The 22,499-nt window shown below is 75.7% G+C and carries 21 protein-coding genes and 1 tRNA gene; 11 read left to right on the top strand and 11 right to left on the bottom strand.

Going from position 1 to position 22,499, the window contains the following annotated elements; translation table 11 throughout:
* Positions 1-16 precede the first annotated feature (16 nt).
* From CFLA_RS02605 to CFLA_RS02580, 6 genes are all read right to left on the bottom strand, one after another.
* Positions 17-106, bottom strand: a tRNA-Ser gene (locus tag CFLA_RS02605).
* Between the two features lie 62 nt (positions 107-168).
* Positions 169-1,437: a threonine/serine exporter family protein gene (locus CFLA_RS02600; protein WP_013115765.1), complete on the bottom strand. Its 1,269-nt coding sequence runs from the start codon at positions 1,435-1,437 to the stop codon at positions 169-171.
* Positions 1,438-1,604: 167 nt separating this feature from the next.
* On the bottom strand, positions 1,605-2,726 hold the full coding sequence (locus CFLA_RS18815) for a hypothetical protein (RefSeq protein ID WP_013115764.1): 1,122 nt from the start codon (positions 2,724-2,726) through the stop codon (positions 1,605-1,607).
* Positions 2,727-3,423: 697 nt separating this feature from the next.
* Complete coding sequence (locus CFLA_RS02590; protein ID WP_013115763.1) at positions 3,424-3,729, bottom strand: hypothetical protein; 306 nt, start codon at positions 3,727-3,729, stop codon at positions 3,424-3,426.
* A gap of 1 nt (position 3,730) precedes the next feature.
* Positions 3,731-4,159 (bottom strand): NUDIX hydrolase, encoded by a 429-nt coding sequence (locus CFLA_RS02585; RefSeq protein ID WP_013115762.1) that lies wholly within the window; start codon positions 4,157-4,159, stop codon positions 3,731-3,733.
* 9 nt (positions 4,160-4,168) lie between these two features.
* A complete protein-coding gene (locus CFLA_RS02580; RefSeq protein WP_013115761.1) occupies positions 4,169-5,587 on the bottom strand; it encodes an FAD-dependent monooxygenase in 1,419 nt (472 codons plus the stop codon).
* 211 nt (positions 5,588-5,798) lie between these two features.
* Between CFLA_RS02580 and CFLA_RS20285 the strand changes: the two genes are divergently transcribed.
* Genes CFLA_RS20285 through CFLA_RS02565 form a run of 3 tightly spaced genes read left to right on the top strand, consistent with a single transcriptional unit; the run spans position 5,799 to position 9,012 of the window.
* Complete coding sequence (locus CFLA_RS20285) at positions 5,799-6,815, top strand: acyl-CoA dehydrogenase family protein (RefSeq protein WP_013115760.1); 1,017 nt, start codon at positions 5,799-5,801, stop codon at positions 6,813-6,815.
* Positions 6,809-8,203 carry a PIG-L family deacetylase gene (locus CFLA_RS02570; RefSeq protein ID WP_013115759.1) on the top strand — a complete coding sequence of 465 codons (1,395 nt, stop codon included), beginning with the start codon at positions 6,809-6,811 and terminating at the stop codon, positions 8,201-8,203. Before CFLA_RS20285 ends, CFLA_RS02570 begins: the two co-directional genes overlap by 7 nt.
* Complete coding sequence (locus CFLA_RS02565) at positions 8,200-9,012, top strand: glycosyltransferase family 2 protein (protein WP_013115758.1); 813 nt, start codon at positions 8,200-8,202, stop codon at positions 9,010-9,012. The genes CFLA_RS02570 and CFLA_RS02565 overlap by 4 nt, the downstream gene beginning before the upstream one ends.
* 4 nt (positions 9,013-9,016) lie before the next feature.
* Here the strand turns inward: CFLA_RS02565 and CFLA_RS02560 are convergent, their stop codons facing one another.
* Complete coding sequence (locus CFLA_RS02560; RefSeq protein ID WP_013115757.1) at positions 9,017-9,622, bottom strand: dihydrofolate reductase family protein; 606 nt, start codon at positions 9,620-9,622, stop codon at positions 9,017-9,019.
* A gap of 102 nt (positions 9,623-9,724) precedes the next feature.
* On the opposite strand from CFLA_RS02560, the gene CFLA_RS02555 reads away from it, so the two are divergent.
* The gene (locus CFLA_RS02555; RefSeq protein ID WP_013115756.1) at positions 9,725-10,714 is read left to right on the top strand and encodes a pirin family protein; all 990 of its coding nucleotides are present in this window, start codon (positions 9,725-9,727) and stop codon (positions 10,712-10,714) included.
* Between the two features lie 112 nt (positions 10,715-10,826).
* On the opposite strand, the gene CFLA_RS02550 is transcribed toward CFLA_RS02555, so the two are convergent.
* Together CFLA_RS02550 and CFLA_RS02545 are read right to left on the bottom strand one after the other, a co-directional pair.
* The gene (locus CFLA_RS02550) at positions 10,827-11,603 is read right to left on the bottom strand and encodes a class I SAM-dependent methyltransferase (protein ID WP_013115755.1); all 777 of its coding nucleotides are present in this window, start codon (positions 11,601-11,603) and stop codon (positions 10,827-10,829) included.
* Positions 11,600-12,259 (bottom strand): Pr6Pr family membrane protein, encoded by a 660-nt coding sequence (locus CFLA_RS02545; protein WP_013115754.1) that lies wholly within the window; start codon positions 12,257-12,259, stop codon positions 11,600-11,602. Before CFLA_RS02545 ends, CFLA_RS02550 begins: the two co-directional genes overlap by 4 nt.
* A 36-nt stretch (positions 12,260-12,295) precedes the next feature.
* On the opposite strand from CFLA_RS02545, the gene CFLA_RS02540 reads away from it, so the two are divergent.
* Positions 12,296-13,519: a DUF418 domain-containing protein gene (locus CFLA_RS02540; RefSeq protein WP_013115753.1), complete on the top strand. Its 1,224-nt coding sequence runs from the start codon at positions 12,296-12,298 to the stop codon at positions 13,517-13,519.
* Between the two features lie 277 nt (positions 13,520-13,796).
* Positions 13,797-15,026 (top strand): serine hydrolase domain-containing protein, encoded by a 1,230-nt coding sequence (locus CFLA_RS02535; protein WP_013115752.1) that lies wholly within the window; start codon positions 13,797-13,799, stop codon positions 15,024-15,026.
* 47 nt (positions 15,027-15,073) lie between these two features.
* Here CFLA_RS02535 and CFLA_RS02530 read toward each other — a convergent pair whose 3' ends face one another.
* Positions 15,074-15,952, bottom strand: coding sequence for an alpha/beta fold hydrolase (locus CFLA_RS02530; RefSeq protein WP_013115751.1), 879 nt, complete (start codon positions 15,950-15,952; stop codon positions 15,074-15,076).
* Between the two features lie 77 nt (positions 15,953-16,029).
* On the opposite strand from CFLA_RS02530, the gene CFLA_RS02525 reads away from it, so the two are divergent.
* The 5 genes from CFLA_RS02525 (at position 16,030) to CFLA_RS02505 (ending at position 21,861) form a co-directional block, all read left to right on the top strand.
* Positions 16,030-17,895 carry an AfsR/SARP family transcriptional regulator gene (locus CFLA_RS02525; RefSeq protein ID WP_052302663.1) on the top strand — a complete coding sequence of 622 codons (1,866 nt, stop codon included), beginning with the start codon at positions 16,030-16,032 and terminating at the stop codon, positions 17,893-17,895.
* Between the two features lie 168 nt (positions 17,896-18,063).
* Positions 18,064-19,365 (top strand): ABC transporter substrate-binding protein, encoded by a 1,302-nt coding sequence (locus CFLA_RS02520; RefSeq protein ID WP_013115749.1) that lies wholly within the window; start codon positions 18,064-18,066, stop codon positions 19,363-19,365.
* Between the two features lie 26 nt (positions 19,366-19,391).
* The gene (locus CFLA_RS02515; protein WP_013115748.1) at positions 19,392-20,372 is read left to right on the top strand and encodes a carbohydrate ABC transporter permease; all 981 of its coding nucleotides are present in this window, start codon (positions 19,392-19,394) and stop codon (positions 20,370-20,372) included.
* Entirely contained in the window at positions 20,365-21,204 is an 840-nt protein-coding gene (locus tag CFLA_RS02510; RefSeq protein WP_013115747.1) for a carbohydrate ABC transporter permease, read from the top strand. The genes CFLA_RS02515 and CFLA_RS02510 overlap by 8 nt, the downstream gene beginning before the upstream one ends.
* A gap of 36 nt (positions 21,205-21,240) precedes the next feature.
* A complete protein-coding gene (locus CFLA_RS02505; protein WP_013115746.1) occupies positions 21,241-21,861 on the top strand; it encodes a DNA topoisomerase subunit B in 621 nt (206 codons plus the stop codon).
* 28 nt (positions 21,862-21,889) lie between these two features.
* On the opposite strand, the gene CFLA_RS02500 is transcribed toward CFLA_RS02505, so the two are convergent.
* On the bottom strand, positions 21,890-22,447 hold the full coding sequence (locus CFLA_RS02500; RefSeq protein WP_013115745.1) for a DUF427 domain-containing protein: 558 nt from the start codon (positions 22,445-22,447) through the stop codon (positions 21,890-21,892).
* Between the last annotated feature and the right edge of the window lie 52 nt (positions 22,448-22,499).

The following is a 22,499-nucleotide window of genomic DNA, read 5'->3' as shown; positions in this document are numbered from 1 at the left end:
CCGGGCCCTCGCGACGCGGAGACGGTGGGATTTGAACCCACGGAAGGGTTGACCCCTTCACGGCCTTAGCAGGGCCGCGCACTAGACCTGGCTATGCGACGTCTCCAAGACGTTGCACAGGCTACCGGCCGGTTCCGCTGGGACCAAAGCGAGAGGTCCGATCGTGGCTCAGCGCTCGAAGCCCCACTCCCGGTCGGTGCACATGCGGGCCACCGCGAGCCCCACCGCCAGCGCCGTCACGACGAGCGCGGCCGACACCCCGTACGTCAGCGCCGCCGTCACGTCACCGTTGCTCAGGTGGTACACGGCCCGGTACGCGGGCACGCCCGGGACCATGATCGTCACCGCCGGCACGTACACCGTGATGCGCGGGATGTTGAGGCGCGGCGCGATCCACGCCGCCAGCAGGCCCACGAGGAACGCCGCGACCGCGGCGGCGGCCTGCGGCGGCCAGGCGAAGGTCGCGACCGCCTCGATGCGCAGCACGTTCGGGAGCGTCGCGACGCCGGCGGCGACCAGCGCCATGCGCCACGGGCTGTTGAACATCAGCGCGAACCCCAGGACCCCGACGAACGACGCGACGAGCCGCAGCGACGTCATCGCCGCCGGGTCGAGCGCGAGCTCGCGCGGCGGGTCCGGACTCAGGCCCACCAGGATCGAGACCGCCCACACCGCGAACGCCGCGGAGACGAAGATCATCAACGCCCACGTCAGCCGCGCGACCCCTGCCGAGAAGTCGAGCTTGGCCAGGTCCAGCGCGCCCGTCGCGAGCGGGAAACCGGGCACCAGGAACAGGGCTGCTGCCACGTACCCGGCCTCGTGCACGCCGGCCGTCAGGCCCAGGACGTGCAGCGCCTGCACGAACCCGAGGTACGACAGGCTCGCGAGCGTCGCGGCGAGCATCGTCACGCCGAACTGGTTGAACCCGCGGTGCAGCATGACGCGCCGCAGCCCCTGCCCGAGCCCGGCCCCGACGAACGCCCCGACGACCTCGATGGTGCCGCCGTTGTTGAGGAACGCGAACGCCGCGCACGCGACCGCTGCCCACAGGGCGTTCAGCACCACGGGGTACAGCGGTGGCTTGGCCGTGATCCGGTCGATCTCGGCGGTGACGTCCTCCACCGTGACGGGCGCGCGGGCCTCGACGCGCTGCGCGAGCAGCTCGAGCTCCGCGAGCCGGTCCGTGTTGACGCCCACGGCCCGGACCTCGGTGACCTCCGTGCGGAACGACCGGCCGCGGTGCGACGTCGTCGTGATCTCCGTGAGGGTCACGTGCGCCTGGTGCCGGTCGATCCCCAGCGCCGCGGCGACCCGCGCCATCGACGCCTTCACGCGGTACGAGCCGGTTCCGGACGCGAGGCTGAGCCGCCCCACGCGCAGCACCGCCCCCGAGCGGCGGATCAGCTCGAGCTCGTCGTCGTCGGGTTCGGTCGGCACGGGGACATCATGGCGGGAAGCGACACCGCCGTGCGGGACCTCCGCCCCGCTGACCCGCCCCCACCAGGGCCGGGTCGGCAGTGGCGTCGGTCACTTCCGTGCGTCCGCCACGGACGGGAGGGACGTGCTGCGGGCGTCGCGTGGCGCAGCCGGGGCGGGTTGCGGGTTCAGGTCTCCGCAGCGAGGCGTTCCTCCCGCTCGCGGGCGCGCACCGCGGCGTTCGTCGTCCGCTCCAGCTCCCGGGCAGCGGCCCGGGCGGCCTTCTGGCGGTCACGGGCGGCCGAGCGCGCGGCGACGAGGGCCTCGTCGACGCGAGGCAGGACGGCACGGGCCTCGGCGAGGCGCCGCCGCACGTCCGCGAGCGCCCGGACCAGCTCCTCCTCGGCCTCGTAGGCCTCAGCGGACGCGCGCTCGGCGTCCTCGAGCGCGGTCGCGGCCTGCTGCTCAGCGGTCGCCGCGTCGTCGTGCCGGGTGCGGGCGCGGTCGAGGTCGGCCTCGGCGGCCTCGCGCGCGGCGGCCGCCTGCTCGCGCCGGCGCTGCTGCTTCTCGCGCTCGCGCTCCTGGCGTTCACGCTCACGCCTCTCGGCGTCCTCGGCGCGGTTCCCGGCTGACGTGCGGCCCGCGGCCGACGCTCGGCCCGTCGACGGGTCGCCCCCCGCTGGGGCGTCGCCCTGCCCCTCGCCGTCGGCGGCGTCGGACGTCCCGCTCCCCGCGTCGGCCGGTCCGCGCGTGCCCACCGACTGCGCCGTGCGCTCGGGAGGGCGGGAAGCACTCCGGCCGCCCGACGTCCCGTTCGCTCCACGTCCTCCCTCGGCGGCGTCCGCGGAGCCGAAGCCGACGTGCTCGGTGCCGTGCGTGAGGGTGCCCGCGGCGACGGCGTCAGCGACCTTCGGGTCCGCGAGCGCCGCCGTCAGGGTGTGCTCGACCTCCTGCGCCGCGGCCGTCGAGAGCTTCTGCCCGGCGTCCGAGGCGAGCCGACGTGCGCGCGCGACCAGCCCGGACACGAGCGCGCGCCGCTGCTTGCCGAGCTCACGCAGCGCCGGCCCGTCGAGCGACCGCTCCGCGTCGCGCATGCCCTCGCCGAGGTCGCGCAGCGCACCGGCCAGCGACAGGTCGTCCCTCACCAGCAGGTTCACGGCCCAGGCGGCGACGGTCGGCTTGCGCAGCGATCCGATCCGTCCCGCGAGGTCCCTGTCCTTCGCGGCCTTCGCGGCCCGCACGGCGGCGTCCCGGCGCGCGACGAAGTCGTCGAGCGACCCCCCGTACAGGTCGTCGAGAACGTCCTCCATCCCACCCACACCCCCACCCTGCCCGGAGCACCCCACCGACGCCCACCCCACCCCCGGGTGACCCACCCCACCTCGCCGACCGGAACACGACTCACCGAACCGCACCCCAGACCGTGAGTCAGGTACCGCTCGGCGGGTGGGGGCGATGCCGACCGGAACACGACTCACCAAGACGCACCCCAAACGGTGAGTCAGGTCCCGCTCGGCCGGGTGGGGGCGACGCCGACCGGAACACGACTCACCGAAACGCACCCCAGGCGGTGAGTCAGGTATCGCTCGGCGGGGTGGGGGCGACGCCGACCGGAACACCACTCACCGAAACGCACCCCAGACGGTGAGTCAGGTACCGCTCGGCGGGTGGGGGCGACGCCGACCGGAACACGACTCACCAAGACGCACCCCAAACGGTGAGTCAGGTTCCGCTCGGCGGGGTGGGGTGGGGCGACGCCGACCGGAACACCACTCACCAAGACGCACCCCAGACCGTGAGTCAGGTACCGCTCAGCGGGGTGAGGGCGACGCCGACCGGAACACCACTCACCGAAACGCACCCCAGACCGTGAGTCAGGTACCGCTCAGCGGGGTGAGGGCGACGCCGACCGGAACACCACTCACCAAGACGCACCCCAAACGGTGAGTCAGGTTCCGCTCGGCGGGGTGGGGTGGGTGGGGGTGGGGAGGGCGGTGGGTGGGCGGGTCAGCGGGGCGGGCGGTGGCCCGCCGGGTACCAGCGGTTGCCCCAGCGGCGGGTCAGGTGGCCGTCGGTGGTGTCGGCGAGCTCGTCGAGGCGCTCGATCACCGCCCAACCGACGCGGCGGGCGGCCGGGTCGTCGTCGGCCTCGAAGCGGACCATGGCGCGCGCCTGCCCGCGGACGACGCCGACGTCGAACGCCTCGACGGTCGTCAGCGCGCGGGCAGCGGCGACGGCCTCGGGCAGGACGTCGGGTGCCTGCGTGCCGGGGCGCAGCAGGCCGACGGTCGCGGTGACGCGGTACGACGGCACGTCAGTCCCCGGCGGGCAGGAGCCCCGCGAGGCGGCGAGCGGTGTCGACCATGTCGACGCGTCTCAGACCGTCGACCTCGGCGAGCGGGAACCAGGCGGCCTCGTCGGTGCCGCCGCCGACCTCGGGCGTGAGCTCGCCGCCGACGACGTGCGCGCGGTACAGCACGCGCAGGGCGTGCAGGTCCGGGCCGGGGACGATGCGCTCGTCGCTGAGGTACACCACCGAGTCGATCCCCAGCAGCTCGTCGAGGACGACGTCGTACCCGGTCTCCTCGCGCACCTCGCGCACCGCGGCGTCGGCCGGGTCCTCGCCGGGCTCGAGGCCACCGCCCGGCAGGACCCAGTGGTCGAAGCCCGCCTCGCACCAGTGCGCCAGGAGCAGGCGTCCCTCGTCGACGACGACGGCGTACGCGGCGACCCGGATGTCCACGCCGCGACGCTACCGCTCGTCGACGACGGGCGCGCCGACCTCCTCGCGCAGGATGGCCGGCCGTGGCGCCAGGGGTCCGTACCCGCGGACGCGGGTCCGCACGGCCGCGGTCACCAGCAGCGGGTGGAACAGGCTCACCGGCGACCCCACGAGCTGGAACATCCGGGCGAGCGTCGTCTGCGCACGCAGGTCGCCGTGCTTGCTCATCCGCTCGAGCTCGTCGATCCACCGGCCCATCAGCCGCGCGACGGGGTTCGACGGCGGCCCCTCGCCGAGCAGCGCACGGTCGGCGCTCGTCGCGAGCTGCCAGGGCCCCTCGGCGACGCGGGAGCAGGCCCGCACCAGCCGTCCCGCCGCACCGGGCGCGGTGAGCGGCCCCCGCGCGTCGGCGTCCCGCACGGCCTGCGCCATCATCGCGGCGACGGTCATGCCCTGCCCGTAGACGGGGTTGAACGCGCACAGCGCGTCACCGACGACGAGCAGCCCGTCGGGCCACGGGCCGACCCGCTCGTAGTGGTGCCGCACGTTGCCCGTCTGCCGGTGCGCCGCGACGTCCCCGTCGACCTCACCGGCCGCGAGGACCCGTGCGAGCGCGTCGTCGCGGACACCCTCGAGGAACTCGCGCAGCGCCGGCAGGTCGCGCGGCGGCCGCAGCTCTCCGGCGCCGAACCCGGTGACCGTCCACAGGTCCTCCTCGGCCGGCAGCGCCAGTCCCCCGGTGAGTCCGGGCGCCGCGAGGATCACGACGCCGGGTGCGACGACCCGCCCGCGCGGGACGCGCACGCGCACCGTGGAGTAGCCGACGTGCGCGTCGAGCGCCTCGACCGGCGCCTCCGGCACCTCGAGCGCGGCCAGCCAGCGCGGCAGCCGGGTCGCGCGCCCCGACGCGTCGACGACGACGTCGGCGCCCCGTGCCTCGGGGGTGGGCTCCTGCCCGTCCGACCAGCCGGCCGGCACGGCGTCGACCCACCACCGCGGCTCCCCGGCGCCGCCGCGCCGCAGCCCGGTCACGCGCACGCCCCCGACCACCCGCACCCCCGGCAGCGGCGCCACGCTCTCCCGCAGCGCGTGCTCGATGAGCGGACGTGTCGCCAGCAGGATCCCGAGCTGCGGGCACGACGGCGCCCACCCCACGGGGCTCAGCCACGCGAGCTCACCGGTGTCGACGGGCACCGCGCCGGCCGCCCGCAGCCGCGCACCGAACCCGGGCAGCAGCTCCTCGATCGCCCGCAGCCCGCGGTGCAGCAGCAGGTGCGGCTGGCGACCCTGCGGCACCCCGGCCCGGGGCTCGGGGGCGTCGGGCAGGTCGTCGCGGTCGAGCAGCGTGACGCGTCGCCCCGCCCGCGCGAGCGCCGCGGCGGTGAGCAGCCCCGCCACGCTCGCGCCGACGATCACGACGTCCTGGTCCTGCGCCCCCGTGCGGTCCATCCACCCATCCTGCGTGCGGGCGGTCGCGTCGCACCAGGCCCGGGACGGCCGGGACGGCCGGGACGGCCGGGACGCGACGGTGCGGTCTCGACGTGGGAGGCCCCGACGACCCGGACCGCGGACCCGGCGTGGCGTCGTCGCTCGCTCCGGTCGCCGCCGTGCACGTTCCCGGTGATGATGCGCTCACGCATCGACCCACCCGAGGACGCCCGTGCACCCCACCGCCCCACCCGTGCTGATCGGCTCCGCGTCCCCGTGGCTGCCCGGCGACCTGCCCGCGGACGTCGACACCGCCCTGGCCGCCGTCCGCGACTGGCCGGCGGATCTGCGCCCGGGCCGTGGCGCGACGGACGCGCTGTGGTCGCTGCTCGCGACGCTCGCCGCGCAGGACCTCGCCGTCGCGCGGGCCGTCGAGCCGCACCTCGACGCGCTGGCGATCCTCGACCAGGCGGGCGTGCCGGACGACGCGGGGCGGACGTGGGGCGTGTTCGCGGCCGAGGGGCCGGGCGTCCGGCTCGACGCGGTGCCGGCGTCCACCGACGCGCACGTGTGGACCCTCCGCGGCACCAAGCCCTGGTGCTCGCTGGCCGACCGCCTCGACGCGGGCCTGGTCACCGCGCACCTGCCGGACGGCGAGCGCGCCCTGTTCGCGGTGGACCTGCGGCACCCGGGCGTGACGCCCGTCGACCAGCCGTGGGCGGCACGCGGCCTCACGGAGATCCCCTCGACGCCGGTCACGTTCGACGACGTCCCGGCCACCCCGGTCGGCGCCCCCGGCTGGTACCTCGAGCGGCCCGGGTTCTGGTGGGGCGGGATCGGCGTCGCGGCGTGCTGGTACGGCGGTGCGGTCGGGGTCGCACGCGCGCTGTGGGGGCGCGCGGCGGGCGGCGACGACCGGCTGCTGGCGATGCACCTGGGCGCGGTGGACGTCGCGCTGCAGGACGCGCGACGCGCGCTCGCAGAAGCCGCGGACGTCGTCGACGGCACGCACGACACGGGCGTCCCCGGGCCCGTCGTCGCCAAGCGGGTGCGCACGACGGTCGCGCGCACGTGCGAGGAGGTGCTCACACGTGTCGGGCACGCGTTGGGACCGGCGCCGCTCGCGCTCGACGCCGCGCACGCCAAGCGCGTCGCGGACCTCCAGCTCTACGTGCGCCAGCACCACGCGGAGCGCGACGAGGCGTCGCTGGGCACGACGCTCGCCCGCGCGCAGGGCGCACCGTGGTGACGTTCGACGGGCGCGCACCGGGCACGCCCCCGCACGTGTGGGACGAGCCGCTCGACGCGCTGCCGACGTGGCCGCTGCCGCGCGAGGGCCGCACGGTCGTCGTCGCCGCGCACCCCGACGACGAGACGCTCACCGCCGGCGGCCTGCTCGCCGAGCTCGCGGCGGCGGGGCGGCCCGCGGACGTCGTGGTCGTCAGCGACGGCAGCGCGTCGCACCCCGGGTCGCCCACGCTGGACCCGACGGCGCTCGCCCGCCGCCGCGTCGAGGAGGTGCGGGCCGCGGTCGACCTGCTCTCCCCCGCGTCGGACGTCACGCTGCTCGGGCACGTCGACGGCGGGCTGCGCGAGGCGCGCGACCAGGTCACCGCGGACCTGCGCGCGGCCCTGACGACGGGTGCGCCGGTGCGCACGCTGGTCACGACGTGGCGCGGCGACGGCCACCGCGACCACCGCGTGCTCGCGGAGGTGTGCGCGGAGCTCGCCGACGAGCTGGGCTGCACGCTCGTCGAGGCGCCGCTGTGGCTGTGGCACTGGGCGACACCCGACGACCCCGCGGTGCCCTGGGACGAGCTGCGCGCGCTACCGCTGTCGGACCACGCCGTGGTGCTCAAGCACCGCGCGGTCGCCGCGCACACCACGCAGGTGCAGCCGCTGTCCGACGACCCCGCGGACGCGCCGGTGCTGCACCCGCAGTTCGTGCGCGGGCTCGTGCGGGACGTCGAGGCGTTCGTCGTGCACGAACCGGTCGCGCACGTCGGGACGGACCTGGCGACGCTGCCCGCGTCGTACTTCGACGCCACCTACGGCCGGCACGACGACCCGTGGGGGTTCACGCACCGCCCCTACGAGCGCCGCAAGCGCGCGCTGACGCTCGCGTCCCTGCCCGACGAGCGGTACGGGCGCGTCCTGGAGGTCGGGTGCTCGATCGGGGTCCTCACGGCCGAGCTCGCGCCCCGCTGCGACGCACTGACCGCGACGGACGTCGCCGACGCCGCGCTGCAGCGGGCCCGCGAGCGCCTGGCCGGTCACCCGCACGTCGAGGTGGTGCACGGTGCCCTGGGCGGTGCCGGCGACGACGCGCTGCCGGGCGGCCCGTTCGACATGGTCGTGCTCTCCGAGGTGGGCTACTACCTGTCGTGGGCGGACCTCACGCAGGCGCTGCCGGACCTGCTGACGCGCGTCGCGCCCGGCGGCACCGTGCTGGCGTGCCACTGGCGGCACCCGGTCGAGGACTATCCGCTCCCCGGTGACGCCGTGCACCGGGCGCTCGCGCGCGCGGCGCGCGACGCGGGGCTCGCGCGCCTCGTCGAGCACCGGGAGGACGACCTCCTGCTCGACGTGTGGAGCCGCGACCCGCGGTCGGTGGCCGAGCGGACGGGGCTGCGGTGAGCGCCGGTGGCCCGTCCGCGTCCGGCTCGACCGCTCCCGGCCGGGTCGCACCCGGCCCCGTCACGCACGTGGCGGTCGTCGTGCCCGTGCGCGACGAGGAGGCGCTGGTCGGTGCGTGCCTGGCGTCGCTCGATGCCGCGCGCACGACGCTGCTGGCCCGCGGTGGGCGCACGGCCGACGTCGTCGTCGTGCTCGACTCGTGCCGGGACGGCACCGCCGACGTCGTGGCGCGGCACGTCGCGACGCACGGCGGGCTGCACGGCGCGACGCACGGCGGGCTGCACGACGGGGTGCACGGCGGCGTGCGGGTGCTGGAGGTCGAGGCGGCCGACGTGGGTCTGGCACGTGCGACGGGTGTCGCGGCCGCGCTCGCCGCGTCCCCCGCGAGCCCGGACGAGACGTGGCTGGCGTGCACGGACGCGGACTCGCAGGTGGGCGCCGACTGGCTCGTCGAGCACGTGCGCCTGGCCGACGCGGGCGCGGACGTCGTGGTCGGCACGGTCCACCCGGACCCCGCGGACCTCACGCCCGCGCAGTGGACGGCGTGGCGTGCGACGCACGTGCCGGGCCGGCCCAACGGGCACGTGCACGGCGCGAACCTGGGCGTGCGGGCGTCGGCGTACCTGCGCGCGGGCGGGTTCCGCGCGGCACGCGAGCACGAGGACGTCGAGCTGGTGGCGCGGCTGCGGGCGTCGGGGGCGGTGATCGTCGCGTCGGACGTGGTCGACGTGCGCACGTCGGGGCGTCCCGTGGGCCGCACGCCCGGTGGCTATGCGGGCCACCTGGCGGCGACGCTGCTGCGGGTCTGACCCCTCACGCCTGCGTGACGTGCTCCATGGCCTCCTCGTAGGACCCGCCTCCGGGCAGGTCCGCCGGGGCGTAGACGAGCCGCAGCACACCCAGCGGCGTCGCCTCGTGGCGCAGCAGCGCGAACGGCCGGACCGTCTCGGCGTCGTCGAACAGCCGCTCGCCGCGGCGCGCGGCGACGGGGTGCACGAGCAGCCGCAGCTCGTCGAGCAGGTCCGCGTCGAGGAGCTGCCGGACGACCGACAGCGAGCCCGCGACCAGCACCTTGCCGACGGCCGGGTCGTCCCGCAGCGCCCGGACGGTCCCCACGACGTCCGCGGTGCGCTCGACGTTGCGCCACCCGAGGTCCTGCTCGCCGCGCGTCGCGACGATCTTGCGCAGGTCCCCGAGCTCGCGCGCGAACTGCGCGTCGTCCTCGCCCGCCGCCTCCCGGTCGGGCCAGGCCCCGGCGAACGAGTCGTACGTGATCCGCCCGAGCACCAGCACGTCGGCGCCCTCGTAGTCCTCCGCGACGGCGGCGCCCATCTGCTCGTCGAAGTACGGGAAGTGCCAGTCCTCGGCGACCTCCGCGACGCCGTCGAGCGAGATGAACAGCGTGGAGATGACGGTCATCGGGTCCTCCTGGTCGGGTGGGTCGTCAGGGGTGCGGACCGGGCGCGGGGGCCGGACTCATCGGGTCCGGCACGACCGGCGGTGCGCACGTAGCCTGGCACGGTGACGAACCTCGACCCCCGCCCCGACGAGCAGGTGTGCGTGGCGCGCCCGGCGGCGGACGTCGAGCTCGTCGAGCCGCGCGGCGTGCCGCTGGGCGGGCCGCGGGCGATGACGGTGCGCCGCACGCTGCCGTCGCGCGCGCGGTCGCTGGTCGGGCCGTTCTGCTTCGCCGACCACTACGGCCCGGACGACGTCGCGGCGACCGGCGGCATGGACGTGCCCCCGCACCCGCACACCGGGCTGCAGACCGTGACGTGGCTGTTCGAGGGGTCGGTGCTGCACCGCGACGCGCTGGGGTCCGAGCAGGTCGTGGTCCCGGGGCAGCTCAACCTCATGACGGCCGGGCGCGGCATCTGCCACAGCGAGGAGGCGACGCCGGCGCTGTTCCCCGACGCTCCCGTGCTGCACGGCGTGCAGCTGTGGACGGCGCTGCCGGAGTCCGCCCGGCACGGTGACCGGGCGTTCGAGCACGTCGCCGACGTGCCGTCGTTCGAGGTCGACGGGGCGCTGGTCCGTGTCTTCATGGGCGCGCTGGGCGGGGTCGCGTCGCCGGCGCGCGCGTACTCGCCGCTCGTCGCGGCGCAGGTGGACGTGCCGGCCGGCGGGCGCGTCACGCTGCCGGTCGACGCGGGGTTCGAGCACGCCGTGCTCGTCGACACCGGGGACCTGCGGTTCGAGGGGCACGACGTCGCCCGGTCCTGGCTCGCGTACGCGCCGCCGGGGCGCGACGTCCTCGTCCTCGAGGCCGGTGACGCGCCCGTGCGCGCGGTGCTCATCGGCGGCACGCCGTTCGACGAGCCGGTGCTCATGTGGTGGAACTTCGTCGGCCGTACGCACGACGAGGTCGTCGAGGCCCGCGCGCAGTGGCAGGCCGCGATCACGGGCGACGCCGAGGGGCTGGCCCGCTTCGGCGCCGTCGACGGCTACCCCGGCCCGGCCCTGCCCGCCCCGGACCTCCCGAACGTGCGCCTGCGCCCCCGCGAACGCTGACCCCGCCGTCCCACCCCGCTCCCCCTCTCCCCGCACACCCCCGGCACCCGAGAGTGGTCACTTCTGCGACCACCTCGTGGCGCCGACCGGTGCCGAGCCGACCACTTTCCGCCTACGCCACCGCGCGGCGGAGCTGCGCGCTGAGGTAGCGGGTCTCCCCCGTGACGAAGCGCTCGTGGGTGGGCGTGCCGTCCAGGGCGGCGAACGGACGGAAGAGCGGGCGGGCCGCGCGCGGGATCCACGACTCGACGAGCTCGGCCCGGCGTGCGTCGTCGAGGCGCAGTGCGTGCACGACCTCGTCCGTCACGTCGAGCTCGCGCACCGGCTCCAGCCCGCTGGACCGCAGCTGCTCGCGGACCGTCGCCACGTCGTCCGCCGGGCGGAAGTCCGCCCACGCGAACGTGCCGCCCGGCCGCAGCACACGGTGCACCTCCGCGGCGAACGCGGCCGTCGACGGGTAGCAGTGCGACGACTCGACGTTGAGGACCACGTCGAACGTCGCGTCGTCGAACGGCAGCGCGAGCGCGTCCCCCTGCACGAACCGCAGCCCCGGCCCCTCGCGTGTGCGGCGGCACAGCCGGACAGCCGACGCGGCCAGGTCGACCCCTGTCGTCGTCGCCGGCCCGCGCGTGCGTGCCACCCACGACGCACCCCCGCCGCGCCCGCACCCGACCTCGAGCACGTCGGCGCCCGTCAGGTCGAGCCCGTCGAGGGCGTGCGCGTAGAGCTGGATGCCGTAGCGGTCGGGCTCGTCGGCAGGGTCGAGCGGCAACGGGGGCGCCGCGTCGACCGGCGCGAACCCGTAGTTCATGAACGTCCACGCGGGCTGCCGCACGCGCGCCCCGAGCCACTCGTAGCACGCGCGCCACGCGAGCTGGCCGACTCTCATCGCCCGACCGTACCGGCGTCCGCGCCGCGCCGGCTCGCGGCCCAGACCAGCGCCGCCGCGGCCAGGAGAAGCGCCACGAGCCCCACGACGTGCAGCGCGAGCGACCCCGCACCACGCTCCGGCAGGAGGAACCCGTACGGCACCCAGCCGTCGGTGCGGCCGCGCACGAGGGCGACCGCGAGCCACGTGAGCGGGTACGGCAGCACCCACCACAGCCGCCGCCAGGGCAGGGCCGGACGGTCCGCGACCAGCAGCCAGTCGAGCGCGACGGCGCCCGGCACGACGAGGTGCAGCACCACGCTCACCCCGGGTGCGGCACCGCCGTCGCCGGGCGACATGCCGTAGTAGACGACCGCGACGACCAGCAGGCACGCCGTCAGGACACCGCGCGCGAGCGTCAGCCACCACGGGACGTCCCGCCGCGCCAGGCCGGCAGCACCGACGACGACCAGCACCGCCCCCGCGAGCAGGTTCGTGAGGTTGGTGAAGTACCCGAGGTGGTCGACGAGGGCGACGTCCCGCTCGGCACGCTGCGCGACGAACGACCCGACGACCTGGTCACGGCGCGAGCGTAACGACTCCGGCGAACGGCATGGCGTGCGTGGGTGGGGGCGGGCGGGGGTGGGCCCTACCGTCGGTCCGGGGGGCGGCACCATCGTGGTGGCCCGGGCGTCGTCCCTAGTGTCGTCGGCATGACGAATCTCGCCGTGACCAGCACGGTCACCCCCGCTCGAGCACGCCACGCCGTCCTGGACGAACCGCGGCACGCACCCACCGCCGCACCCGCCCGGTCGCTCGCGCCCGACCTCGCACGCGGCGCGCTGCTCCTCTTCATCGCGCTCTCCAACGTGTGGGGCTACCTCCACGGCCGCGCGCTCTCCGAGCTCGGCGACCGGCCGCTCGACGCCTCCGGGCTCGACCGGCTCGTCGACGGTCTGACGACCCTGCTCGTCGACGACCGCTCGCGGCCGATGTTCGCGATCCTCTACGGGTTCGGCATCGCGACGATGGCCACGCGCCTGGCCGCCCGCGGCCGCGACGAGCGGGGCGTGCGGCGGGTGCTCGCACGGCGCTCCGTCGGGCTGATCGTGCTCGGCCTCGTGCACGCGCTCCTGCTGTTCCCCTTCGACATCCTCACGCCCTACGGAGTCACCGGCCTGCTGGCGCTCGCGCTGGTGAACCGCAGCCGCGCGGCGCTGCTGCGGTGGTTCTGGGGGTCGCTGGCGCTGATGCTCGCGGTGTTCCTGCCGGTGACCTACGGGTGGTTCGCGTTCGGCGGGGAGGGCGACTTCTCGACGGACTACCTGACGTCGGCCGTCGAGCGCGTCGTCAACGCCGCGGCGACCGGTGTGCTGGCCGGCGTGGTCCTGCTGTTCGTCCCGCAGGTCGTCGCGGGCATCCTGCTCGCGCGCTCGGGGTGGCTCACCGACCCGGCCCGGTACCGCGCCCGCCTGGGCCGCACCGCACTGGTCACGGGGCTCGTCGTGCTCGTCGCCGGTGTGCCGCACGCGCTGACCGTCGCGCAGGTGTGGGAGCCGGGCTTCCACACCGGCCGCACGGCGATGCTCGTCCACGAGGTCGCCGGCCTGGCCGGCGGGTTCGCGTACGTGTGCCTGTTCGGCTGGCTGGCCGCGGTGTGGGCGGACCGCCGCCGGGGCCCCGCCGTGCACGCCGTGGTCGCGGTGGGTCAGCGCTCGCTGACGTCGTACCTGCTGCAGTCGGTGATGTTCGCGCCGCTGCTCAGCGCGTGGGGCCTGGGCTGGGGTGCGCACCTGGGCACCGCGCAGGCCGCCGCACTGGCGGTCGGGGTGTGGCTGGTGACGGTGGCCGTCGCGGTCGCTCTCTCGCGGGCCGGCCGCACGGGCCCGTTCGAGGCCCTCCTGCGCCGCTGGACCTACGCCCGCGACCCGCGCTGACCCGCCCCCGCCCGTCCCGCCCCGCCCGCCCCCGCCCGTCCCGCCCCCGCCCGTCGCAGGAGTGGTCGCAGATGCGACCACTCCTGCAGGCGCGCTCGGCAGACGTGACCATCCTCCGCCGCCGCGCGGCCGACGCGGGACGCGGCCGGTCGTGGCACCCGTGGGTCAGCCCCACCCCCGATCCGGTGGGTAGCGCCATGGTGAGCGACCGGACCGCCCGACGACGCTGGAGGGACCCGCCGGACACCGGTCCGGCACCGGCCGCCAGGGGGAACCCATGCCCAGCACCCACCGCCTCGCCGCGCTCGTCACCGCCGGAGCTCTCGTCTCCGGGAGCGTCGTCGCGCTGCCGGTCGCCGCGCTCGCGGGCGACCACGCACGGCCCGCGGCGCACGAGCGCGGGCCGCGTCCGCCGCGCCACGACGACGTCCAGCGCGCGCTCGACCGGCTCGTCGACGAGCACGGCGTGCCCGCCGCGCTGGCGGCGGTGACCGACCGCACGGGGCGTGAGCGCGACCTCGTCGCGGGCGTCGGCGACCTGGCGACCGGCGCGCCCGTGCCCGTCGACGGGCAGGTCCGCGCCGGCAGCAACTCCAAGACGTTCGTCGCGACGGTCGTCCTGCAGCTCGCCGGCGAGGGGCTGGTCGACCTCGACGCGTCCGTCGAGACGTACCTCCCGGGCGTCGTGCGGGGCGACAGGCTCGACGCGTCGGTCATCACCGTGCGGGACCTGCTGCAGCACACCAGCGGCATCGGTGACTTCACGCACGGTCCGCCGTTCACGGACGAGGCCGTCACGGAGGCGACGTTCCTGCGCGTCAAGGACTGGTACGTCGAGCCGTACGAGCTCGTCACGCTGGGCCTGAGCCGCCCGACGACCCCCCACGGCACGTTCGCGTACAGCAACACCAACTACGTGCTCGCCGGCCTGGTGGTGCAGAAGGTCACGCAGCGCCCGCTCGCGGAGGCCGTCACCGAGCGCATCATCGAGCCGCTGGGCCTGGCCGGGACGTACGTGCCGGGCCGTGGTGAGCGGACCCTCCGCGGCGAGCACCCGCAGGGGTACCACGCCGAGCCGGCGGGGTCCGCGATGGTCGAGCACACGGCGATCGACCCGGCGTTCGCGTGGGCGGCGGGCGACGTGGTGACGACGCCGGGCGACCTCAACCGCTTCTTCACCGCGCTCGTCGGCGGCGAGCTGCTGGCGCCCGCCGAGCAGGCCGCGCTCACGACGACCGTGCCCATGGGCATGCCGGAGCCGTACACGAGCATGCGGTACGGGCTCGGCATCATGTCGAGCGAGCTGAGCTGCGGGGGCCTGGCGTGGGGCCACGGCGGCATCATCCCGGGCTACCAGACGGAGAACGCCGTGACCGCGGACGGTCGGGCGGTCACGGTGGCGACGACGACGATCTTCGGTGCGCTGGCACCGGAGCACGCCGCCGCGGTGACGACCGAGGTCGCGGAGCTCGTCGACCGGACGCTGTGCGCGGCGCCGCGCTCCTGACGCACCACCGGGCCCGCCCCGTCCGCGCGACGGGGCGGGCCGGCGCGTCACCGTGCGAGCAGGTCCCGCAGCGCGGCGACCACCTCGCCCGGTGCCTCCTCCGCCATGAAGTGGCCGGCGCGCGTGGTGCGGTGGTCGAGGTCGTCCGCCCACGTGCCCCACAGCGCGGCCGCGTCGTACCCGAGCGCGCCGCCCCAGTCCTGCTGGATCACGGTGGTCGGCATGGTCAGGCGCTGCCCGGCGGCGCGGTCCTCGCGGTCGTGCGCGACGTCGATGCCGGCGGTCGCGCGGTAGTCCGCGACGATCGACGGCACGGCCTCGCGGCTGGCCCGCAGGTACTCGGCGCGGTGCGCGGCGTCGATCGCGGTGCCGTCGACCGCCCACGCGTCGAGGAACGCGCCGAAGAACTCGTCGGCGACGGCGGCGATCATCCGCTCCGGCAGCCCGGCGGGCTGGGCCATGAGGAACAGGTGCCACGCGACGCGCGCGTCGACGCCGTGCAGCACGTCCCACAGCTCGACGGTCGGCAGGCCGTCGAGGACCAGCAGGTGCGTGATCACGTCGGGGTGGTCGAGGCCGGCGCGCGTCGCGACGAGCGCGCCGCGGTCGTGCCCGGCGAGCGCGAACCGCTCGTGCCCGAGCGCACGGGCGAGCGCGACGACGTCCGCGGCCATCGTCCGCTTGGCGTAGGTGTGCTCGTCGGCCTCGGCAGGCTTGTCGCTGGCGCCGTAGCCGCGCAGGTCCGGGCAGACGACGGTGTGGTCGCGCGCGAGGTCGGCGGTGACGTGCCGCCACATGACGTGCGTCTGCGGGAAGCCGTGCAGCAGGACGACCGGCGGACCGTCGCCTGCGACACCCGCGTGCAGGTGGACGCCGGGGGCCGTCTCGACGCGCTGGTAACGGAGGCCGGGGATGGTCAGGGACATGCGTGCGCTCCTTCGGTGGGGTGCGTCCACCGTCCCCGGTACCGATCAGTGTCGGATCAGCGGGTTAGCGTGCCGAGGTGACGGCAGGAGGGACGGTCCGGACCGAGGTGCGCATCGGGGTGCTCGGTCCCGTCGTCGCGCACGCCGCCGGCGACGCGTTGACGCTGCCCCGGCCGCGCTCGCGCGAGGTGCTGGCGGTGCTCGTCGCGGCGGGCGGGCGCACGGTCCGCACGGACGCGCTGGTCGACGACCTGTGGGACGGCACCCCTCCGCCGGGTGCGGTCGGGGCGGTGCGCACGTTCGTCGCCGAGCTGCGCCGCGCGCTGGAGCCCGACCGGCCCCCGCGCACACCGCCGCGCGTCGTCGTCACCCGCGGCCCGGGCTACGCGCTCGACGTCCCGCCGGACGCCGTCGACGCGTGGCGCGTGGCGCGGCTGGCGGCCGAGGCCCGCACCGCTCCCCCGGACACCGCGGTGCGTCTGCTCGCCCACGCCCTCGCCGCGTGGCGCGGTGAGCCGTACGAGGAGCTCGCCGACCGCCCCTGGGTGCAGCCCGAGCGCACCCGCCTGGTGACGCTGCGCGCCGACGTCACCGAGCAGCTGGCGGATGCGCTGCTGGCGACGGGCCGCGCGGTCGACGTGGTCCCGCTGCTCGACGCGCACGTCGGCGCGCACCCGTGGCGCGAGGACGGCTGGCGGCTGCTGGCCACGGCGCTGCACCGCTTGCACCGGCCGGCGGACGCGCTCGACGTGCTGCGCCGCGCCCGACGCACCCTCGCCGAGGACCTCGGCCTCGACCCCGGCCCAGCCCTGCGGGACCTGGAGCAGCAGGTCCTGGAGCGTCGCGACGACGACGCGTGGCGCGACGACAGCCTGTCCGCGCTCGACCGCCGCGGCGGGCGCGCGCGGCTGGAGGCGTCGGGCGCGGTCCTCACGAGCCTGGCCGTGTCGGGTGACCTCGCGACGGTCCGCGCGCAGCGGCTCGCGTCCATCGCGGCGGCCGAGAGGCTGGGCGACCCGTTGCTGACGGCGCGGGTGGTCGGCGGCCTGGAGGCGCCGGGGGTGTGGACGCGGTCGGACGACGACGAGCTCGCGGCGGCGGTCGTCGCGGCGGCCGTCCGGACGCTGCCGCGGGTGACGGGCAGCCCGGTGACGCGCGGGCGACTGCTCGCGACGATCGCGATCGAGGACCGCGGCACGGCGGCGCGCGAGACCGAGGCGCTCGAGGCCGAACGGATCGCGCGCGACCTGGACGACCGGCACCTGCTGTGCCTGGCTCTCAGCGGGCGCGCGATGCAGCGGTTCGGGAGCACGGGGCTGGCGGCGGACCGCGAGCGGATCGGCGCCGAGCTCGTCGCGACGGCGGTGTGCGCGGAGTCCACGACGTTCCGGATCGCCGGGCGCATCGTGCGGATGCAGGCGCTGTGCGCGCTGGGGCGGCTCGACGAGGCGGCGGCGGAGGCCGACGAGGTCGACGCGCTGGCCGCGTCCGCCGAGCGCCCGCTGGCGACGACGTTCACCGCGTGGTTCCGCCACACCTTCGCCGACGGGCCGGAGCCGGCGGCGCCCGACGAGATGCCGGGGTTCTCGCACGGGATCGTCGCGCTGGCCCGGGTGACGCGGCTGGTCCGCGACGGCGGCACGCTCCCCGGGCCGGACGCCGCGGGCGACCTGGGCCCGTACGCGCCGTGGGTCCGGCCGCTCCTGCTGGTGCGCGCGGGCGACGTCGACGGCGCCCGCCGGGCCGTGCGTGGGGCACCGGCGCCGCCGCACGACCTGCTGCAGGAGGTCGCCTGGGGCCTGCTGCTGACGGCGGCCCGCGAGGCCGGCGCACCCGACGTCGTCGACCGTGCCCGTGACGCCCTGGCACCGGCCGTCGACGAGCGTGCGGCGGGCAGCGGCGTCGTCGACGCGGGTCCCGTCCGCGCGTTGCTGCGGGGCTGACGGGGGCGTCCTCGGTCCGCTGGGCCCGCGGGCCCACACGGGCCGCCGAGTCCCGACGACCCCTGCCGGCGCCTGCACAGACTCGGACGCGACCGGCTCGCCGGGCGGCTCCGTGACGCACGCGCGGACCTGCCGGCGCGGCCGTCCGGCCACGACAAGGGAGTCCCCGTGAAGCTTCGCCACCTCGCAGCAGCGTCCGTCCCCGTCCTCCTGCTCGCGGCCTGCTCGAGCGGCGGCGACGCCGCGGACGACGGGCCCGTCACGCTCACGTACTGGGCCAGCAACCAGGGCACGAGCCTCGACCACGACAAGGAGGTCCTCACGCCCGTCCTGGAGGACTTCACGGAGCGCACGGGCGTCGAGGTCGACCTGGAGGTCATCGGCTGGAGCGACCTGCAGACGCGCATCCAGACGGCCGTCACGTCCGGCCAGGCGCCCGACGTGGTCAACATCGGCAACACGTGGGCGGTGTCCCTGCAGGCCACGGGCGCGTTCCTGCCGCTCGACGACGCGGCGATGGACGCGATCGGTGGCGCCGACAAGTTCGTGGCGACCGCGCTGGAGACCGGCGGTGCGCCGGGGACCGACCCGACGTCGGTGCCGCTGTACGGGCTGGCGTACGGGCTCTACTACAACACGGCGATGTTCGCCGACGCAGGGCTGCAGCCGCCGACGACGTGGGAGGAGATGGTCGCCGCCGCGCAGGCGCTCACCGACCCCGCGGCGGGCGTGTACGGCATGGCGCTGGCGGCCGGCTCGTACACGGAGAACAACCACTTCGCGTTCATCAACGCCACGCAGAACGGCGCCGAGCTGTTCGACGCCGACGGCAACCCGACGTTCACGGGCGACGGCGTCGTCGACGGCATCGTGCGCTACCTCGACCTCATGCAGGACGCCGGCGCGGTGAACCCCGCGAACGCGCAGTACGACAACGCGTCGTTCGCGGCGGCGGACTTCGCGAACGGCAAGGCCGCGATGATCCTCAACCAGAGCAACGCGGGCGCGACCATCGAGGCGAACGGCATGGCGCCCGACGCGTACGGCGTCGTCCCGTTCCCGGCACCGCAGGACGCCGTGAGCGACGTCGCGAGCCACGTCGCGGGCATCAACGTGTCGGTCTTCGGCAACACCGAGCACCCCGACGAGGCGCTGCAGCTCGTCGAGCACCTGACGAGCGCGGACGTGCAGACCACGCTGGGCAGGCCGTTCTCGTCGCTCCCGGTGCTGAAGGACGCGACGGCGGCGTTCACGGACGACGCCGAGCTGGCCGCGATCTTCACGGAGATCTACAACGAGCGCTCCGCACCGCTGCCCCTGGTGCCCGCGGAGGACCAGTTCGAGACGACGGTCGGCAAGGCGATGAACGCGATGTTCGCGACCATCGCCACGGGCGGCACGGTCACCGCGGACGACGTGCGTGAGGCGATGCAGACCGCGCAGGACCAGGTGCAGGCGTCGGTCGGCTGACCCGGCGCCGCGACGAGGACCGCCCCGTGGCCACGACCACCCCCGCCGCCCCGCCGGTGCCCGCACCGGCCCGCGCACCCCGCACCGCGCCCGCCCGACGCACCCGCCGCAGCGGGTGGTGGCTGCCGTACGCGCTGCTGGCACCGGCGGTGCTGCTCGAGCTCCTCATCCACCTGGTGCCGATGCTCACGGGCATCTGGATGAGCTTCACGCAGCTCACCCGCTTCACGCTGCGGGACTGGACGTCCGCACCGTGGGTGGGCCTGCGCAACTACCAGGTCGCGCTGGACGTCGACGGCGCCGTGGGGCGTGCGCTGCTCGAGTCGTTCGCGGTCACCTGCGCGTACACCCTGCTCGTCGTGGGGACCGCGTGGGTGCTGGGCATGGCGGCGGCGGTCGCGCTGCAGCGCCCGTTCCGCGGTCGCTCGCTGTTCCGCACGCTGTTCCTCGTGCCGTACGCGCTGCCCGTGTACGCGGGCATCGTCACGTGGAACTTCATGCTGCAGCGCGACACGGGTGTCATCAACCACCTGCTCGTCGAGAACCTCGGCGTGCTGGACGACCGGCCGTTCTGGCTGATCGGCGGCAACGCGTTCGCGTCGGTCGTGGTGGTCGCGACGTGGCGGTTGTGGCCCTTCGCGTTCCTCATGCTGACGGCCGGGCTGCAGTCGGTGCCCGACGACGTGTACGAGGCCGCGGCCATGGACGGCGCGCACGCGTTCCGGTCCTGGTGGTCGATCACGCTGCCGATGCTGCGGCCCGTGAACCTCGTGCTGGTGCTCGTGATGTTCCTGTGGGTGTTCAACGACTTCACCACCCCGTACGTGCTGTTCGGCACCGCGCAGCCACCGGCGGGTGACCTCATCTCCTTCCACATCTACAACGCCTCGTTCCTCACGTGGAACTTCGGCGCCGGCGCGGCCATGTCCGTGCTGCTGCTGCTGTTCCTGCTGCTCGTGACCGGCGTGTACCTGATCACCCTGAACCGGAGGTCGCGCCGTGCATGAGACCCGGGCGTTCCGCACCTTCCGCGCGGCGGTCGTCGCCGTCCTGGCGACGGTCACGGCCCTGCCGCTGTACGTCATGGTGACGTCGGCGCTCAAACCGTTGTCCGACGTGCGCGGCGCGTTCTCGTGGTGGCCCAGCAGCCTGACGTTCCAGCCGTTCGTCGACATGTGGACGACCGTGCCCCTCGCCCGGTACTTCGTGAACAGCCTGGTCGTGGCGAGCGCCGCGACCGCGGCCAGCCTCGTGATCGCGGTCTTCGCGTCCTACGCGGTGTCGCGGTACCGGTTCCGCGGGCGGTCCGCGTTCACGACCACCGTGCTGTCGACGCAGATGTTCCCCGGGGTGCTGTTCCTGCTGCCGCTGTTCATCATCTTCGTCAACATCGAGCAGGGCACGGGTTTCCAGTTCATCGGCACCCGGATCGGCCTGGTCATCACCTACCTGACGTTCTCGCTGCCGTTCTCCATCTGGATGCTGTCGGGGTACCTCGACAACATCCCGCAGGAGCTCGACGAGGCCGCGCGCGTCGACGGCTGCTCACCGGTCGGGGCGCTGCTGCGCGTCGTGCTGCCCGCCGCCCGGCCCGGGGTGATCGCCGTGGCCATCTACGCGTTCATGACGGCCTGGGGCGAGGTGCTGTTCGCGTCCGTCATGACCACCGAGGCCAACCGCACCCTGGCCGTCGGGATCCGGCAGTACTCGACGCAGACCAACGTCTACTGGAACGAGATCATGGCCGCGTCGCTGGTGGTCTCGATCCCGGTGGTCATCGGGTTCCTGCTGCTGCAGCGGCACTTCGTGGCCGGGCTGACGGCGGGGGCGGTGAAGTAGCCGCGGGCGCCCGTCGGCGCGCGGCAGGATGGAGCGGTGACGACACAGCACGGCCCGACGCACGACTGGGCGTCCGCGGTCGACCTGGCGCACCTCGACGACATCCGGCGGCGCGCCGCGGAGCTCGCCCCCGGCGGTGCGCTGCACCTGCTGCTCGAGGTGCTGGCGTACCCGGCGGAGGAGGCCGCGGACCGCGGCGGCGGCCGGTGCCGGGTCACGCTGCACGCGGACGGCTCGGTCGAGGTCGCGGACGACGGCCGCGGCACGCAGACCCGCGTCGACGCCGCGGGACGCGCGGTGCGCAAGCCCGTGATGTCGACCCGTGACCTGCGCTTCTTCGACGCCCCGGACGCCCCGCTGCTCCCCGACGGCCACCGGCGCCGCGGCATGTCGGTGGTCGCGGCTCTCAGCACGTGGCTGGTGCACCGCAACCGCCGGCTCGAGGGCGCCTGGGTGCAGCGGTACGAGCACGGCGTCCCGGTGGGCGACCTCGACCCCGTCGAACCGGACGGCACGACCGGCACGACCGTGCACTTCCTCCCGGCACCTGGGCTGGACGGCCTGCCCCCCGACGCCACCGAGCGGGTACGCACGCTCGCCGCGGGGCCGATGACGGTCGAGGTGGCGGACGAGCGGGACGGCGCGGCCTCCTCCTGACGAGCTCTGCGGCTCGGTCGTCCGACGCTCACCACCCGCGCGTCTCCTCACCGCCCTTGAACGGCCCGACCACCCGGCTCGTGCGCCAGCCGCCGTAGAAGTCGCCCGCCTGCGCCTCGACGGTCTCGCCGTCGACCGTGCAGACCAGGCCGGCGGGGTACATCGCCACGTGGCCGGCCAGGGCCTCGTAGCCGCGCGCCGGGTGCGGGTAGCTCCACGCCCCGCGCGGCCGGACGAGGCGGCCGCCGTCGGTGTCCGTGCCGACGACGTCGTCGTACACGGCGCGGCCCTTGAACTCGCAGAACGACTGCGCGCCCGGCACACGGACCAGCGCCCCGGGTGCCACGTCCTCGAGCGGGACGTAGTACGTGGGCGGGTGCGAGGTCTCCAGGACGCGCAGCGCGCGGCGGGTGTCGACGACGACCGTCGACCCGAGCACCACGACGACGTGCTCCGCGCTCGGGACGACCGCCGGGGGCCGCGGGTAGTCCCAGACGGACTCCTGCCCGGGGCCGGGAACCTCGGCGGCGCGACCGCCGGGCGGGGGCGTGCGCGGGTGCCAGTGTCGGACGTCGTCGGGTGCCATGCCCTCACGATCCCCGACCGACGCCGCCCCGGCGCGCCGGCGGCGCCGTGCC

The organism is Cellulomonas flavigena DSM 20109, from assembly GCF_000092865.1.
Lineage (GTDB): Bacteria > Actinomycetota > Actinomycetes > Actinomycetales > Cellulomonadaceae > Cellulomonas > Cellulomonas flavigena.
The sequence above is the reverse complement of the archived record's forward strand: the minus strand, read 5'-3'. Positions and strand labels throughout refer to the sequence as shown.